We start from the raw sequence: 15,501 nt of genomic DNA, 5'->3' as shown, positions 1-15,501 counted from the left end.
CGGCTGGCTTCTTCTTGGCCCGAATACTCCCGCCGGAGGCATCCGCCGCGCCGGGCGCGCGACCGGTCAGTTGCGGCGCCGGCCGCGCCGTTCGCGCGCGGCGCCCTCATCCCCGCCGGTGCCGTCCGAGCTGGAGGAAAACGGGCCGAGCCGCGCCGAAATCGCCTCCAGTGTGGGGCGGGGGCCGCGCGGGCGGGTTTCCAGCGCCGCGCGCATGGCGCGCAGATGCACCGGCATGGTGCCGCAGCAGCCGCCGATGATCGTGGCGCCCGCATCGCGCGCCAGCACCGCATAATCGGCCATCAGTTCGGGCGTGCCATCGTAGTGAATATGGCCGTCGTGATATTTCGGGATGCCGGCATTGCCCTTGGCGATCACCGGGCGTTCGCTGCCCGCGGCGCCAAAGCCCAGCACGGTGCGCAGCAGGTCCGGGGCGCCGACGCCGCAATTGGCGCCATAGGCGATGGGCGGGTTGGGCAATTTCTCGACCAGGGCCGCCAGCTGGGCCGAGGTCACGCCCATCATGGTGCGGCCGGCGGTGTCGAAGCTCATGGTGCCGCACCAGGGCATCGCGGCCAGCCGCGCGGCTTCGGCGGCGGCGCGGAATTCCTCGGGGGCCGAGATCGTTTCCACCCACAGCACATCGGCCCCGCCGGCCTTGAGCGCCTCGGCCTGTTCATGGAACATCTCGACCGCGAGGTCATGGGTCAGCGTGCCCATTGGCGCGAAGATGTCGCCCGTGGGGCCCATCGAACCCGCCACGACCACCGGGCGGCCTGCTGCGTCGGCGATCTCGCGGCCCAGTTCGGCGGCGCGGCGGTTCAGCCCGGCTACGCGGCCCTGGGCGTTGTGCAGCCTCAGCCGGCTGGCATTGGCCCCGAAGGAATTGGTCAGGAAGATGTCCGCCCCCGCCTCGACCGCGCCACGATATAGGTTGCGGATGCGGTCGGGGTGATCGACGTTCCAAAGCTCGGGCGGCTCGCCCGAGGCAAGCCCCATGTTGAACAGGTTGGTCCCCGTCGCGCCATCGGCCATCAGCCAGTCGCGGGTTTGCAACAGCCGGCTGAGGGCATTGGCGGGGGTGGTGGGGGGCTGTGCCGGCGCCGGTGTCCGGGCGGGCGTCCGGGCGGGCGTCTGGGGGGCGTCGGGCATGGTCGGGCCTTTCACTCTTGGGCGAGGGGCGTTGGATCAGCTGTGCCATGGCGTGGGGCGGTTGGCAAATCGCTTCTGCCCGGCCTGTGCGCGGGCGGCGCCGCAGACAAGCCGCGCGCCCATGAAAAACGCGCCACAGCGGGACTGCGGCGCGCAAGCGGGTCCGGGCCGGGTATCGTCGCCGGGTATCGTCGGCGCGCGCGGGCGCGCGCGGACGGGGGCCGGTCAGGCCTCGTTCATGATCTGGCGCTTGGCCTCGGCCATCAGTTCGTCCATGCGGGTGCGGATCGTCGTTTCATCGGCGCGATCACCCAGATCGCCGGCGATCTTGCGGTAGACGTCTTCATGGCCCGCTTCCTCGAAATCGGCGGCGACGACCTGTTTGGCATAGGCCTCGGCCTCGGCGCCGGATTTGCCCAGCAGGCCGGCGGCCCAGAGCCCCAGCAGCTTGTTGCGCCGCGCCTCGGCCCTGAACTGCAGCTCGGCATCATGGGCGAACTTGTTCTCAAAGGCGTTTTCACGATCGTCGAAGGTGGTCATGGGGGCCCCCGTCAGTGGAAATGGATGTCGTTTCCCATATGCCTGCGTCGGGCGCGGCCTGCAAGACCCCGTAGCGCGTCCCCGTGCGCGTCCCCGTGCGCGTCCCCGTGCGCGTCCCCGTGCGCCCCGGGGCCGGGCATGCCTGTTTGCCTTGCGGCGCGGACTGCCTTGGCCTATAGGGGCCGAAAGGGGCCCTGGGCCCTGCCGCATCCGCGGGGCTGCGCAAGACAGATGCGCGCGCCCTGCGGCAGTTACCGAACGGAGCAGCCATGGCACCCCGGCGCAAGAAGATTTACGAAGGCAAGGCAAAGATCCTGTACGAAGGCCCCGAACCGGGCACCCTGGTGCAGTATTTCAAGGATGATGCGACCGCCTTCAACGCACAGAAGAAGGCGACGATCGAGGGCAAGGGCGTGCTGAACAACCGCCTGTCCGAATTCTTCATGACCGGCCTGGCCAACATCGGCGTGCCCAATCACTTCATCCGCCGCCTGAACATGCGCGAGCAGCTGATCCGCCAGGTCGAGATCGTGCCGCTGGAAGTGATCGTGCGCAATTTCGCGGCAGGATCCATCGCCAAGCGGCTGGGCCTGGAGGAGGGCACCCCGCTGCCGCGCCCGATCGTCGAGTACAGCTACAAGAACGACGCGCTGGGCGATCCGATGGTCAGCGAGGAATACATCATCGCCTTTGGCTGGGCCAACCAGCAGGATCTGGATGACATCGTGGCGCTGGCGCTGCGGGTGAACGATTTCCTGTCGGGCGTGTTCTATGGCGTGGGCATCAAGCTGATCGATTTCAAGATCGAGATCGGCCGGATCTGGGATGGCGATTTCACGCGCCTGATCGTCGCCGACGAGATCAGCCCCGACAGCTGCCGCCTGTGGGATGTCAAGACCGGGCAGAAGCTGGACAAGGACGTGTTCCGCCGCGATCTGGGCAACCTGACCGACGCCTATTCCGAGGTGGCGCGCCGTCTGGGTGTGCTGCCGGCCAATGCCACCAATATCAAGCCGACGCTGATCAACTGAAAGGGACCTCCGCGATGAAGGCGCGTGTTCATGTCATGCTGAAGGATGGGGTTCTGGACCCGCAGGGCGAGGCCGTGCGCCATGCGCTGGGTACGCTGGGCTTTGCCGGGGTGGAAACCGTGCGCCAGGGCAAGGTGATCGATCTGGACCTGTCCGCGACCGACCGCGCCGCGGCGGAGGCCGAGGTGAAGGCGATGTGCGAAAAGCTGCTCGCCAATACCGTGATCGAGAAATACACTATCGAGATCGCCTGAGGTGTTGTCCCGGGGGCGCTGCCCCCGGACCCCCGAGGTATTTTCGGCAAGATGAAAGCAGGAGTGCTTGCGATGAAAGCCGCCGTCATCACCTTTCCCGGGTCGAACTGCGACCGTGACCTGGCCCGTGGCTTCGAGCTGGCGGGGGCCGATGTGGTGCGGGTCTGGCACAAGGATACCGATCTGCCCGCGGGCATCGACATCGTGGGCGTGCCGGGCGGGTTTTCCTATGGTGATTATCTGCGCTGTGGCGCGATCGCGGCGCAAAGCCCGATCGGCCGGGCGGTGCGGGATTTCGCGGACCGGGGCGGGCATGTGATCGGGATCTGCAACGGCTTTCAGATCCTGACCGAGATGGGGCTTTTGCCTGGCGCGCTGATGCGCAATGCCTCGTTGAAATACATCTGCAAGCCGGTCACGCTGAAGGTGGCGACGACGGACAGTATCTATACCTCGGGCTATGGCAAGGGCGATGAGGTGGTGTTTCCGATCGCCCATCACGACGGCAATTACACGATCGATGCCGAAGGGCTGGCGCGGCTGGAGGGAGAGGACCGGGTGGCGTTCCGCTATGCCGGGAATCCGAACGGATCGATGGCCGATATCGCCGGTGTGCTGAGCGGGAACCGCCGGGTTCTGGGCATGATGCCCCATCCCGAGCGCGCGGTCGAGGACGCCCAGGGCGGCACCGACGGGGTGGCGCTTTTCCGCGCGTTGGCGGGGATGATGGCGGGCGCCTGAGCAGCTGTGCCTTGTTGGGGGCGGGGGCTTGGCCTAAGGTCTGCCCATGCCCGGGACCATGCAACAATCTGATCTGGCGGGCGTCGCGGGCCCCTCGCGGCGCGGGCGCTGGTTCATGCGCATCGCGCTGGGGGGCATTCTGGCGCTGGCGGTGGCGGTGATCTGGATCACCAATGCCTGGCTGACCGAACGGTTCACCGAAACGACAAGGGTGCGCACCGAGCTGCGGCTGGCGCTGTATTCGGGCAATATCATGAGCGAGCTGCAGCGCACCGGGGTGGTGCCGCTGCTGCTGGCGCGTGATCCGGCGCTGATCCGGGCGCTGGAATCGGGCAATTTCGCCACCACTTCGGGGCTGCTGATCACGGCGCGGCGCGACATTGCGGCGGCGTCGATCCGGCTGCTGGACATGTCGGGGCGCACGGTGGCGGCGACGAACCGCAACTTGCTGGGCACATCCTATGCCAGCGCGCCGTTCTTCGTTGAGGCGCAGCGGTCGCGTGAGACCGTCTTTACCGCCGTCGCCCGTGAAACCGGGGGGACCGAGTTCATCTATTCCCGCGCGCTGGTCAGCGATGGCCGCCCGGTGGGGGTGATCGTGGTCGAGGCTGAATTGCAGAAATTCGAACGGTCATGGGCGGGGATATCGGATGCGGTGGCGGTCAGCGACAGCGAGGGCCGGATCATCCTGACGACCGAGCCGCGCTGGCGCGGGCTGACGATCGAGCAGGCGCTGGCGGCGCGTTCGGCACCGTCAGCGATCCGGCGGGCGTTGCAGGCCACGGCGGACTGGGCGAACGTGCCCCCCGACGCCTATCTGAGCGGCACCGCCGTGATGCGGACCGAGGCACGCATTCCTTTCCGCGGCTGGCGGATGGTGGCTTTCACCGGCTATGAATCGGTGCGCGAGCGGGTGAATGCGGTGCTGGCGCTGGAGATCATGGGCTTTGCGATCCTGCTGGCGCTGGCGTTCTACTGGCGTTCGCGCCGGGCGCGGGTGCAAAGCGCGGCCTACCGGCGCGAGTCGGCCGAATTGCGCGCGCTGAACGCCCGGCTGAGCCGCGAGATCGCCGAGCGCGAGCGGGTGCAGAAGGATCTGGCGGTGGCCGAGCTGACGCTGGCGCAATCGTCGAAGCTGGCGGCCCTGGGCGAGATGTCGGCCGCGGTCAGCCATGAGCTGAACCAGCCGCTTGCGGCGATGAAGACCTATCTGGCCGGGGCCCGGCTGCTGCTGCAGCGCGGTCGCAGCGAAGAGGCGTTATCCTCCTTCCAGCGCATCGACGATCTGATCGAACGCATGGGCGCGATCACCCGGCAGTTGAAGTCTTACGCGAGGAAGGGCGGCGAAGCCTTTGAACCTGTTGATCTTCGCGCGGCCATCAGCTCGGCGCTTGCGATGATGGAACCGCAGTTGCGCGCGCGCACGGTGCGTATCACGCGGACGCTGGCGCGGGGGCCGGTAATGGTGATGGCCGACCGGATCCGTCTCGAACAAGTGATCATCAACCTGTTGCGCAATGCGCTGGATGCGACGAAGTCTGTCGCCGAACCGCAGGTGGAGCTGTTGCTGACCGCGGGGGAAAGCGCGGTGCTGGCGGTGCGCGACAACGGTCCCGGGATTTCGGATCTGGACAAGCTGTTCGAGCCGTTCTGGACCACGAAGAAGCCGGGCGATGGAACCGGATTGGGGCTGGCGATTTCATCCTCGATTGTCGGTGATTTCGGCGGCCGGCTGACGGCACATAATGCCGAAGGCGGTGGCGCCGTTTTTGAAATGCAGTTGCCCCTGCATACGGGCGGGGCGCGCAAGACCGGATTGAGAGCAGCGGAGTGATTTTATGGCGCGCATGATGAAAGTGGCGATCGTCGATGATGAAGAGGACATGCGCCAGTCGGTCAGCCAGTGGCTGGCGCTGTCGGGCTTCGACACCGAAACCTATGCCAGCGCCGAGGAGGCGCTGAAGGTGATCGGCGCGGACTGGCCGGGCGTGGTGATTTCCGATATCCGGATGCCGGGCATGGACGGCATGGCCTTTCTCAAGCGGTTGATGAGCCTGGATAGCGGGCTGCCGGTGATCATGATCACCGGGCATGGCGACGTGCCGATGGCGGTCGAGGCGATGCGGCTGGGCGCGATGGATTTCATGGAAAAGCCCTTCAACCCCGACCGGATGACCGAACTGGCCAAGCGCGCCACCCAGGCCCGGCGGATGACGCTGGACAATCGCGCGCTGCGCCGCGATCTGGCCGAAGGGGCGCAGGTGATGGGCAAGCTGATCGGCACCTCGGCGCCGATGGAGCGGCTGCGTGAGGACATCCTCGATCTTGGCCAGGCCGATGGCCATGTGCTGATCGACGGAGAAACCGGCACCGGCAAGACGCTGGTTGCCCATGCGCTGCATGCGGTGGGTCCGCGCGCGGGAAAGAAATTCGTGCCCGTCAATTGTGCGGCCTATTCCGAGGATGGGCTGGCTGCCAGGCTGTTCGGCCCCATCGAGGAGGGCGGCGCGCTGCCTCTGGTCGAAGAGGCGCGCGGCGGCACGCTGTGCCTTGAGGATATCGAGGCGCTGAGCCAGGGCCTTCAGGCGCGGCTTCTGACCTTCATCAACGATCAGGGAATGCCGCCTGAAACCCGCATCATTGCGATCTGCAACACCCATGGCGAGGGCCGCACCGTCGAGGATGCGCTGCGCCCCGATCTGTATTTCCGGCTGGCGGCGCTGAAGATCACCCTGCCGCCCCTGCGCCAGCGCGGCGAGGATGTTCTGACGCTGTTCAACCGCATGGCCGAACAATTCGCCGAGGAATACGGCTGCGACGCGCCCGAGGTTTCCGCCCAGGAGGCCGCCCAACTGCTGCAGGCGCCCTGGCCGGGCAATGTGCGCCAGCTGATCAATGTGGCCGAACGCGCGGTGCTGCAGAACCGCCGCGGAACGGGCTCGATCGCGTCGCTTCTGATGGCCGACAACGAAGAGGCCGGCCCCGCGATGACGACCGAGGGCAAACCGCTCAAGGAATATGTCGAAAGCTTCGAGAAGATGCTGATCGACAACACGATGCGCCGCCACAAGGGCTCGATCGCTGCGGTGATGGAGGAACTTTGCCTGCCGCGCCGCACGCTGAATGAAAAGATGGCGAAATACGGCCTGTCGCGCGGCGACTATCTCTGACATCGCGCGGGCGTGCGGCGGGGCGGGGGCGCTGCCCCCTCTTGGCCTTTGGCCAATTCACCCCCGAGGTATTTCGGGCAAGATGAAGACAGCGAATTTCATCTTGCCGAAAATACCTCCGCCGGAGGCTTCCGCAGGTGCCGCCTGGCGCGATCGGCGGGGGCGTTAATCATTGGGTGACGAAAAAGCGATTGTCTTTGCGGGCGCTGTGCCGCTATTGTCGGGCCATGTCGGCACGGTGTGGTGTTTTGCGCGCCTTGTCCACGGAATTCGCTGATTTCCGGGCCATGGGACTGTCGCGATGGCGGGTCCGGTCCAGGGTCAACCGATTGGCCGCAAGGCCGCAAGTTTGCCCGTCGGTGCGATGCGCTGCGGGTGTTCAGATGGGCGCCGGGGTCACCCGCGCTTGGGAAAGAACCGCGATGACGGGTGAACGGATCGGGCAGGTGATGAGGGGCGGGCCATTGGCCGCCGCCGCCGGCCTGAGGTTCGCCGCCATCGCCTCAACGAAAAACCATGCAGGTCCCGCCCTCCGCCATGCGGATGGGCGGGGTCCGGCGTGGGGAACCAGGATACATGGCGAAGAAAATGCTTATCGATGCCACCCATGCGGAAGAGACCCGCGTGGTGGTGGTGGATGGAAACAAGGTCGAGGAATTCGACTTTGAGACCATCAACAAACGGCAGTTGGCCGGAAACATCTATCTGGCGAAGGTGACACGGGTCGAGCCGTCCCTTCAGGCGGCTTTCGTGGATTATGGCGGCAACCGTCATGGTTTCCTGGCTTTTGCCGAGATCCATCCCGATTACTATCAGATCCCGGTGGCCGACCGTCAGGCGCTTCTGGAGGAAGAGCGCGCCTATGCCGAGGCTGAGGAGGCCGAGGAACGGGCGCGCAGCGCACGACGGTCTCGGTCGCGGCCGCGCAACGGGGCGCGTGCCGAGAAGGCCACCGATGCCGATGCGGTGCTGCGTTCCGAGGAAATCCCGGGCATGGCGGTGATCGATGCCGATGCGCCCGATGAGGCCGGGGCGGGCGTTGTGGACATGCCCGGGATCGGTGCCGGACAGGCCGCCGAACCGTCGGCATTCGCGCCTGCCAGCGACGAGGCCGCCGAAGACGGCACTGCCGAAGACGGCACCACTGAGGGCAGCCCCGCCGAGGCGCGCGAGGAAGAGCCCTATGTGGCCGCCGATCATGCCGCCGAAACCGATGATGAGATCGAATCGGTCGCCGAAGAGGATGTGGCCGAGGAAATCAGCGCCCCGCGCAAGCCGCGCCCGCGCCGCTACAAGATCCAGGAAGTGATCAAGGTGCGCCAGATCATGCTGGTGCAGGTGGTCAAGGAAGAGCGCGGCAACAAGGGCGCCGCGCTGACCACCTATCTGTCGCTGGCGGGGCGCTATTGCGTGCTGATGCCCAACACTGCGCGCGGGGGTGGGATTTCGCGCAAGATCACCAATGCCGCCGATCGCAAGAAGCTGAAGGAAATCGCCTCGGAGCTTGAGGTGCCGCAGGGCGCGGGCCTGATCATCCGCACCGCCGGCAGCCAGCGCACCCGGACCGAAATCCGGCGCGATTATGAATATCTGATGCGGCTGTGGGAACAGATCCGCGAGCTGACGCTGAAATCCATCGCGCCCGCCCCGGTCTATGAGGAAGGCGATCTGATCAAGCGCACGATCCGCGACCTTTACAGCAAGGACATCGACGAGGTTCTGGTCGAAGGTGATCGGGGCTATCGCGCGGCCAAGGACTTCATGAAGATGATCATGCCGTCCCACGCCAGAAACGTGAAACATTACAACGAACAACTGCCGCTGTTCGCGCGCTTCCAGGTGGAAAGCTATCTGGGTGCGATGTTCAACCCGGTCGTGCAGCTGAAATCGGGCGGCTATATCGTGATCGGCGTGACCGAGGCGCTGGTTGCGATCGACGTGAACTCGGGGCGGGCCACCAAGGAAGGCTCGATCGAGGAGACCGCGCTCAAGACCAACCTGGAGGCCGCCGATGAGGTCGCCCGCCAGTTGCGCCTGCGCGACCTGGCCGGTCTGATCGTGATTGACTTCATCGACATGGAAGAGCGCAAGAACAACGCCGCTGTTGAAAAGCGCCTGAAAGAAAAGCTGAAAACCGACCGCGCGCGGATCCAGGTGGGCCGGATCTCGGGCTTTGGCCTGCTGGAAATGAGCCGCCAGCGCCTGCGCCCCGGCATGATCGAATCGACCACCCAGCCGTGCCCGCATTGCCATGGCACCGGGCTGATCCGGTCCGATGACAGCCTGGCGCTGCAGATCCTGCGTGCGATCGAGGAAGAGGGCACGCGCAAACGCTCGCGCGAGGTGCTGGTCAAGGCGCCGGTCGCGGTGGCCAACTACCTGATGAACGCGAAACGCGAACATATCGCGGGGATCGAGGCGCGCTATGGCATGTCGGTCCGGGTTGAGGCCGATCCGGCGCTGGTCAGCCCCGATTTTGCGATCGAGAAGTTCAAGACCGCGACGCGCGTCGTGCCCGAGGTGGTCAGCCAGGCGGTATCCGTCGATGCACGGCTGATGGCCGAGATCGACGAGGCCGAGGAAGAGCTGATCCTTGAGCCCGAAGAGCCCGAAGAGGCCGAAGACGCAGCCGAGGCGCGGGACAGCGCGCGCGAAGATGCCGGCGAAGAGGGGCCGCGCAAGAAGAAGCGCCGCCGCCGTCGCCGCAAGAAAGGCAATGGCGAGGCCGAGGCGGATCGCACCGGAACCGGGGCCGAGGCAGAATCCGATGAGCCCGAAGAAGAACCGGCTGCCGCCGAAGCCGCGCTGGCCGAGCCTGTGACCGCAGCTGCGGCGGAACCTGTTGCGGTCGAACACACGCCGCAAGCGCCCGAAACAGTCGAGGCACCCGCGCCGAAACCGCGTAGCCGCGCCCGCCGCAAGAAGGCCGAGGCCGAGCCCGCCACCGAAGCGGGGCAGGCCGAAGCGGGGCAGGCCGAAGCGGCCGCACCGGCGGCCAAAAAGCCCGCGCGCAGCCGTGCCCGGACCAGGGCCGCCGCGCAGGAGGCTGCCCCCGAGGCGGTCGAAGCGGTGCCCGAGGCGAACGAAGCCCCGGTCAGGCCGAAGCGCAGCCGCAGCCGCAAGGCCGCTGTGGTGACGGCAGGTGCCGAACCGGGCCAGCCGGATCAGACCCCTCCGGCAGAGGTTCCCGCCGAAGTTCCGGCTGTGACCCCGCCCGAGGCTCCGGTGGCACCGCCGCAGGAAAGTCCCGTCGCGCCGCCGTCAGAGGCCCCGGTCGAAGCCCCCGGTGAAGCCCCGGCCCAGACCCCGGTCGAGATGCCGGATCTGCCGGGCCTGCAACGGGATGAGGGCGACGTTGCGCTTGACACCGGGGCCGACACTGCGCCCGACACTGGCGCCGATGACAAGCCCCGTCGCCGCGGCTGGTGGTCGCTGGGCCGCTGATCCGATCACGATCCGACTGCCGGGCCCCGTGCCCGGCAGTTTTTGTCAGGGGGCGCTGGCGGTTCCGGGCCATATCCGGGGCCCACGCCGATGTGACATCGCGCCCGGTGACGCGGGCGCGCCATTGGGATAAGTCTCGGACATGTTCGAAATAGACCTCATCCTTGATGCCGCCTTCCTGCCCGCTGCCACCGTGGCGCTGTCGGCTGGGCTTTTGTCATTCCTCAGCCCCTGCGTGCTGCCGATCGTGCCACCCTATCTGGCCTATATGGGGGGGGTCTCGGTCACCGAGATGTCGGGCCGGGCCGCGCGGCGCGGCCCGGTTCTGATCGCGGCGGCGTTCTTCGTTCTGGGCCTGTCCACGGTCTTTTTGCTGCTGGGCTTTGCGGCTTCGGCGGCGGGGCGCGTTCTGCTGCAGTATCAGGATTGGTTCACCACGCTGGCGGGCCTGGTGATCATGGTGTTCGGCCTGCATTTCCTGGGTATCTTCCGCATCGGCTTCATGGACCGCGAGGCGCGCATCGACGCGGGCGAACGGGGCGGATCGGCTTTTGGCGCCTATGTCCTGGGCCTTGCCTTCGCTTTTGGCTGGACGCCCTGCCTGGGCCCGATTCTGGGTGCCATCCTCAGCCTTGCCGCGACCGAAGCCGATCTGGCCCGCGGCACCGCGCTGCTTGCGGCCTATGCGCTGGGGCTGGGCATCCCCTTTCTTCTGGTCGCGGCTTTCTTCCCGGTGCTTGGCGGGGTCATGGCCTGGATGAAACGCCACATGGGCCGGATCGAGCGGATCTCGGGGCTTTTGTTGTGGACGGTGGGCTTGATGATGCTGACCGGCAGTTTCTCGGATTTTTCGTTCTGGCTGCTCGAAACCTTCCCGGCCCTGGCCACCCTGGGCTGATCCGGGCTTTCATCTTGCCGCAAATACCTCGGGGGGTGAATTGGCGCACCTGCGCCAAGAGGGGGGCAGCGCCCCCCTGCGCGTCACGGTTGTCCTCAGCCGGCCCAGTCGGGATTGCGCTTTTCGATGAAGGCCGCAATCCCTTCGGCCGTATCGCGCCACAGCATGTTTTCCACCATCACCGCCCCGGCATGGGCATAGGCCCCGGCCAGATCCATCCCGGCCTGATCGTAGAAGGCGCGTTTGCCGATCCTGACCGCGGTCCCCAGTTTGGCGGCCACGGTTTCGGCCAGTCGCGCGGTTTCCGGCTCCAGGGCCCCGGGCGGCACGACCCGGTTCACCAGGCCCACGTCGCGGGCGCGTGCGGCGTCGATGAATTCGCCCGTGGTCAGCATCTCGAAGGCCACCTTGCGCGGCACGTTCCGGCTTAGCGCGACCATCGGTGTGGAACAGAACAGCCCGATGTTCACGCCGTTCACGCCAAAGCGCGTGGCCTCGGCGGCCACGGCCATGTCGCAGCTGGCGACCAGCTGGCAGCCGGCGGCGGTGGCGATGCCGTGGACCTGGGCGATCACCGGCTGGGGCAGGCGGGGAATCATCTGCATCACTTCGGCGCAGCGGGCGAAGAGATCGGTGAAATAGGCCTGGCCGCCATCGTCGGCCTGCCGCCCGGCCTGCATTTCCTTAAGGTCATGGCCCGCGCAAAAGGCCTTGCCCGCCCCTTTCAGCACGACGGCACGCACCGTGCCATCGCCTTCCAGTTCGGTCAGGCGGGCCTTCAGTGCCGCCAGCATCGCATCGGACAGCGCATTCAGGCTGCCCGGGGCATTCAGCGTCAGATGCGCCACCCTGCCATGGGTTTCGCGCAGGACCAGTTCGCTCATCTTGCCATTCCTCCCTTTTGGCGAAAGTCTAGGCGCGGGATGTGAGGGAGGGAAGATGGAACCGAAGATGGACATCACCGCGCTGAGCGGCTTTCTGGCGCGTGAATTTCCGCAGGTGGCGGATGATTTCGTGATCGAGGGGCTGACCGGCGATGGCGTCACCGTCCGGCTGAAGGTGGCCGACAGGCATCTGCGCCCGGGGGGAACGGTATCGGGGCCCACGATGTTCGCGCTGGCCGATGTGGCGATCTATCTGGCGATCCTGTCGCGGATCGGGCCGGTGGCGCTGGCGGTGACCACCTCGGGGCATATCGATTTCATGCGCAAGCCCGTGGCGGGTTGCGATCTGATCGCCCAGGCGCGCCTGCTGAAGCTGGGCCGGGTTCTGGCGGTGGGCGATGTGATCATTCATTCCGAGGGGCAGGCGGCACCCGTGGCGCGGTCCTCGATGACCTATTCGATCCCGCCCGCGCGCTGAATCGGGTGCCGGGGCAGGGGGGGTGATGTGGGGTATTTAAATACCTATTTTCCAGGTCATTGATTTTACATGGAAAAGCGAACGCGAAGGCGCTTGATTTCCGTTCCGGAATCTTGGAAAAGCCTGCATCCGAATTCCACAACCCTAACAAGGGCCACAAGTCGATGAAAACCTATACCGCAAAACCGGCGGAGATCGAGAAGAAGTGGATCCTGATCGACGCCGAGGGCGTCGTTCTGGGCCGCCTTGCCACGATCGTCGCCATGCGCCTGCGTGGCAAGCACAAGGCGACCTTCACCCCGCACATGGACATGGGCGACAACGTCATCATCATCAACGCCGACAAGGTGCAGATGACCGGCGCGAAGCGTGAAGAAAAGAAATACTACTGGCACACCGGGCACCCGGGCGGCATCAAGCACCGCACCGCCCGCCAGATCCTGGAAGGCGCGCATCCCGAGCGCGTCGTGATCAAGGCGGTCGAGCGGATGATCTCGCGCAACCGTCTTGGCCGTCAGCAGATGTCGAACCTGCGCGTCTATGCCGGGGCCGCCCATCCGCATGAAGCCCAGCAGCCCGAAGTCCTCGACGTCAAGTCGATGAACCCGAAGAACACCCGGAGCGCGTGAGATGGCCGAAGAACTCAAATCCCTCGACGATCTGAAGTCGGCCGTTTCGGGCACCCCCGCCGCCGTCGCCGAAGCCGCCCCGCGGGAGCCGCAGCGCGATGCGCTGGGTCGTGCCTATGCCACCGGCAAGCGCAAGGATGCGGTCGCACGCGTCTGGATCAAGCCCGGTTCGGGCAAGGTCATCGTGAACGGCAAGGAAATGGCGGTCTATTTCGCCCGTCCGGTGCTGCAGATGATCCTGCGCCAGCCCTTCCAGGTGGCCGGCGTGGAAGGCCAGTTCGACGTGATGGCCACCGTTGCCGGTGGTGGTCTGTCGGGCCAGGCCGGTGCGGTCAAGCACGGCATCTCGAAGGCGCTGCAGCTGTATGAACCCAGCCTGCGTGGCGCGCTGAAGGCCGCGGGCTTCCTGACCCGCGACAGCCGCGTTGTCGAACGGAAGAAATACGGCAAGGCCAAGGCCCGCCGGTCCTTCCAGTTCTCGAAGCGCTGATCTGCGGCGAAATGTTTTTGGAAAACGCGGTCCTTGCGGGCCGCGTTTTTCGTTTCCGGCCGGTCAGGTCCGCAGGGCGGCGTGCCTGATCCGGCCCGCGCGGGCGCCGGGGGATGTGATCGGCGCGGTCGGGGGCGATGTTTGCAACAGGGCCGCCATGCGCTAAGCAAGAGAAAAGAAAAGAAAGGCCAACCATGTCCGTCTCGATGCTGTCCACCTTCGTCAAGCCGATGCACCGCGAGGGGCGCAAGTTCGTCGCCATCGCCGCGGCGATCACGCTGGTTCTGTTCCTGATCTGGGATCCGCTGGGCTGGATCGGCCTGGGTCTGACGGTCTGGGTCTATTACTTTTTCCGCGATCCGGTGCGGGTGACGCCCACGCGCGCGGGCCTGATGGTATCGCCCGCCGATGGGGTGGTGTCGCTGCTGGAACCCGCGATCCCGCCGGCCGAGCTGGGCCTGGGCACGGCGCCGATGATGCGGATTTCGGTCTTCATGTCGGTGTTCAACTGTCATGTGAACCGTATCCCGCAGGAAGGGCGCATCACGGCGGTGGCCTATCGGCCGGGCAAGTTCCTGAATGCCTCGCTTGACAAGGCGTCCGAAGATAACGAGCGCAACGGCCTGGCGGTCGAACTGGCCGACGGGCGGCGCTATGGCGTGGTACAGATCGCGGGCCTGGTTGCCCGGCGCATCCTGTGCGAGGTGAAAGAGGGTCAGCAGATGGCGACGGGCGAACGCTTTGGCCTGATCCGGTTCGGCTCGCGGCTGGATGTCTATCTGCCCGAAGGTGTGGCGCCGCTGGTTTGCATTGGCCAGACCATGGTCGCGGGTGAAACGGTGCTGGCGGATCTGACCTCGGATGAGCCGGCCCGAACGGGCGGCATCCGGTAAGGGGTGCGCGGATGGAAAAGCGCGAACAGGAACCGATGCCCTTTCTGCAGCTGGTGCCGAATCTGGTGACGATCGCGGCGCTGTGCCTGGGCCTGACGGCGATTCGCTTTGCGATGGTGGGGCGGTTCGAACTGGCGGTGTCGCTGATTCTGCTGGCGGCGCTGCTGGATGGGCTGGACGGCCTGATCGCGCGGCGGCTGCGGGCCACGTCGGATTTCGGGGCCGAGCTGGACAGCCTGTCCGATTTTCTGAACTTCGGCGTGGCGCCGGGGCTTCTGGTCTATCGCTTTGCCCTGGGCGAGGCGAACAGCCTGGGCTGGATCTTTGTGCTGATCTATGCGGTGGCCGGGTGCCTGCGGCTGGCGCGGTTCAACGTGATGCGCGGCGCGCCCGAGGCATCGTCCAGGCATTTCGTAGGCGTGCCCGCGCCCGCGGGGGCCATGCTGGCGCTGTTTCCGGTGTTCCTGTCGTTGTCGGGGCTGGCGCCTGCGCAAGAGGCGCCGATGATCGTTGCGATCTGGCTGGGGGTCGTGGGCGTGCTGATGATTTCGCGCCTGCCGACCTTTTCGCCCAAGGCCCTGCGCATTCCGCGCGGGCGCGTCGGGCTGATGCTGATCGGCACGGCGATTGCGATGGGCATCCTGTTCACCCGATTCTGGATGCTGATGGTGCTGGTCGATCTGGCCTATCTGGCCGCGTTGCTGCCCGCGCTGTGGCGCGCGCGACGCCAGTTGCTGCGCTAGGGCGCGGAATCGGGACGTAGATTCGGGGGGGCAGGGGCGATCCTGCCCCCCTGTTCGTTCCGACCTGGCCGCGGGGGCACTCTGTTTCCGGCGCGGAGGACAAAAAAACACCAACAAAATATGGGGTCGGCAAGAAAAGTGACGGATTTGCGAA

General features: G+C 66.3%; 15 protein-coding genes. 12 read left to right on the top strand and 3 right to left on the bottom strand.

The window, feature by feature from the left end; translation table 11 throughout:
* Positions 1–66: 66 nt before the first annotated feature.
* Together bmt and ACK8OU_RS15545 are read right to left on the bottom strand one after the other, a co-directional pair.
* Positions 67–1,152 carry a betaine--homocysteine S-methyltransferase gene (gene bmt, locus ACK8OU_RS15550; protein WP_410304328.1) on the bottom strand — a complete coding sequence of 362 codons (1,086 nt, stop codon included), beginning with the start codon at positions 1,150–1,152 and terminating at the stop codon, positions 67–69.
* Between the two features lie 225 nt (positions 1,153–1,377).
* Positions 1,378–1,692, bottom strand: coding sequence for a DUF1476 domain-containing protein (locus ACK8OU_RS15545; RefSeq protein ID WP_410304327.1), 315 nt, complete (start codon positions 1,690–1,692; stop codon positions 1,378–1,380).
* A 269-nt stretch (positions 1,693–1,961) separates the two neighbouring features.
* Between ACK8OU_RS15545 and purC the strand changes: the two genes are divergently transcribed.
* The 7 genes from purC (at position 1,962) to ACK8OU_RS15510 (ending at position 11,230) form a co-directional block, all read left to right on the top strand.
* The gene (gene purC, locus ACK8OU_RS15540) at positions 1,962–2,723 is read left to right on the top strand and encodes a phosphoribosylaminoimidazolesuccinocarboxamide synthase (protein WP_410304326.1); all 762 of its coding nucleotides are present in this window, start codon (positions 1,962–1,964) and stop codon (positions 2,721–2,723) included.
* A 14-nt stretch (positions 2,724–2,737) separates the two neighbouring features.
* On the top strand, positions 2,738–2,977 hold the full coding sequence (purS, locus tag ACK8OU_RS15535) for a phosphoribosylformylglycinamidine synthase subunit PurS (protein WP_410304325.1): 240 nt from the start codon (positions 2,738–2,740) through the stop codon (positions 2,975–2,977).
* 72 nt (positions 2,978–3,049) lie between these two features.
* Entirely contained in the window at positions 3,050–3,718 is a 669-nt protein-coding gene (gene purQ, locus ACK8OU_RS15530) for a phosphoribosylformylglycinamidine synthase subunit PurQ (protein ID WP_410304324.1), read from the top strand.
* A 58-nt stretch (positions 3,719–3,776) separates the two neighbouring features.
* Positions 3,777–5,552, top strand: a complete 1,776-nt coding sequence (locus ACK8OU_RS15525; protein ID WP_410304323.1) for a sensor histidine kinase — start codon at positions 3,777–3,779, stop codon at positions 5,550–5,552.
* 4 nt (positions 5,553–5,556) lie between these two features.
* Complete coding sequence (locus ACK8OU_RS15520) at positions 5,557–6,888, top strand: sigma-54-dependent transcriptional regulator (protein ID WP_410304322.1); 1,332 nt, start codon at positions 5,557–5,559, stop codon at positions 6,886–6,888.
* Between the two features lie 576 nt (positions 6,889–7,464).
* Positions 7,465–10,332: an Rne/Rng family ribonuclease gene (locus ACK8OU_RS15515; protein WP_410304321.1), complete on the top strand. Its 2,868-nt coding sequence runs from the start codon at positions 7,465–7,467 to the stop codon at positions 10,330–10,332.
* A 142-nt stretch (positions 10,333–10,474) separates the two neighbouring features.
* Entirely contained in the window at positions 10,475–11,230 is a 756-nt protein-coding gene (locus ACK8OU_RS15510; protein ID WP_410304320.1) for a cytochrome c biogenesis CcdA family protein, read from the top strand.
* A 95-nt stretch (positions 11,231–11,325) separates the two neighbouring features.
* On the opposite strand, the gene ACK8OU_RS15505 is transcribed toward ACK8OU_RS15510, so the two are convergent.
* Positions 11,326–12,114, bottom strand: coding sequence for an enoyl-CoA hydratase (locus ACK8OU_RS15505; protein ID WP_410304319.1), 789 nt, complete (start codon positions 12,112–12,114; stop codon positions 11,326–11,328).
* Positions 12,115–12,169: 55 nt separating this feature from the next.
* Here ACK8OU_RS15505 and ACK8OU_RS15500 point away from each other — a divergent pair, with 55 nt between their 5' ends.
* The 5 genes from ACK8OU_RS15500 (at position 12,170) to pssA (ending at position 15,347) form a co-directional block, all read left to right on the top strand.
* Positions 12,170–12,592 carry a PaaI family thioesterase gene (locus ACK8OU_RS15500; RefSeq protein ID WP_410304318.1) on the top strand — a complete coding sequence of 141 codons (423 nt, stop codon included), beginning with the start codon at positions 12,170–12,172 and terminating at the stop codon, positions 12,590–12,592.
* A gap of 164 nt (positions 12,593–12,756) precedes the next feature.
* Positions 12,757–13,221 carry a 50S ribosomal protein L13 gene (gene rplM, locus ACK8OU_RS15495; RefSeq protein ID WP_410304317.1) on the top strand — a complete coding sequence of 155 codons (465 nt, stop codon included), beginning with the start codon at positions 12,757–12,759 and terminating at the stop codon, positions 13,219–13,221.
* A 1-nt stretch (position 13,222) separates the two neighbouring features.
* On the top strand, positions 13,223–13,711 hold the full coding sequence (gene rpsI, locus ACK8OU_RS15490) for a 30S ribosomal protein S9 (RefSeq protein ID WP_410304316.1): 489 nt from the start codon (positions 13,223–13,225) through the stop codon (positions 13,709–13,711).
* 137 nt (positions 13,712–13,848) lie between these two features.
* On the top strand, positions 13,849–14,604 hold the full coding sequence (locus ACK8OU_RS15485; RefSeq protein WP_410304315.1) for a phosphatidylserine decarboxylase: 756 nt from the start codon (positions 13,849–13,851) through the stop codon (positions 14,602–14,604).
* 11 nt (positions 14,605–14,615) lie between these two features.
* Positions 14,616–15,347 carry a CDP-diacylglycerol--serine O-phosphatidyltransferase gene (gene pssA, locus ACK8OU_RS15480; RefSeq protein WP_410304314.1) on the top strand — a complete coding sequence of 244 codons (732 nt, stop codon included), beginning with the start codon at positions 14,616–14,618 and terminating at the stop codon, positions 15,345–15,347.
* Positions 15,348–15,501 lie beyond the last annotated feature (154 nt).

Origin of the sequence: Pontitalea aquivivens, from assembly GCF_046507575.1 — a bacterium.
GTDB lineage: Bacteria > Pseudomonadota > Alphaproteobacteria > Rhodobacterales > Rhodobacteraceae > Pontitalea > Pontitalea aquivivens.
Note: the sequence above shows the minus strand (reverse complement) of the source record. Positions and strands in the feature narration are given on the sequence as shown.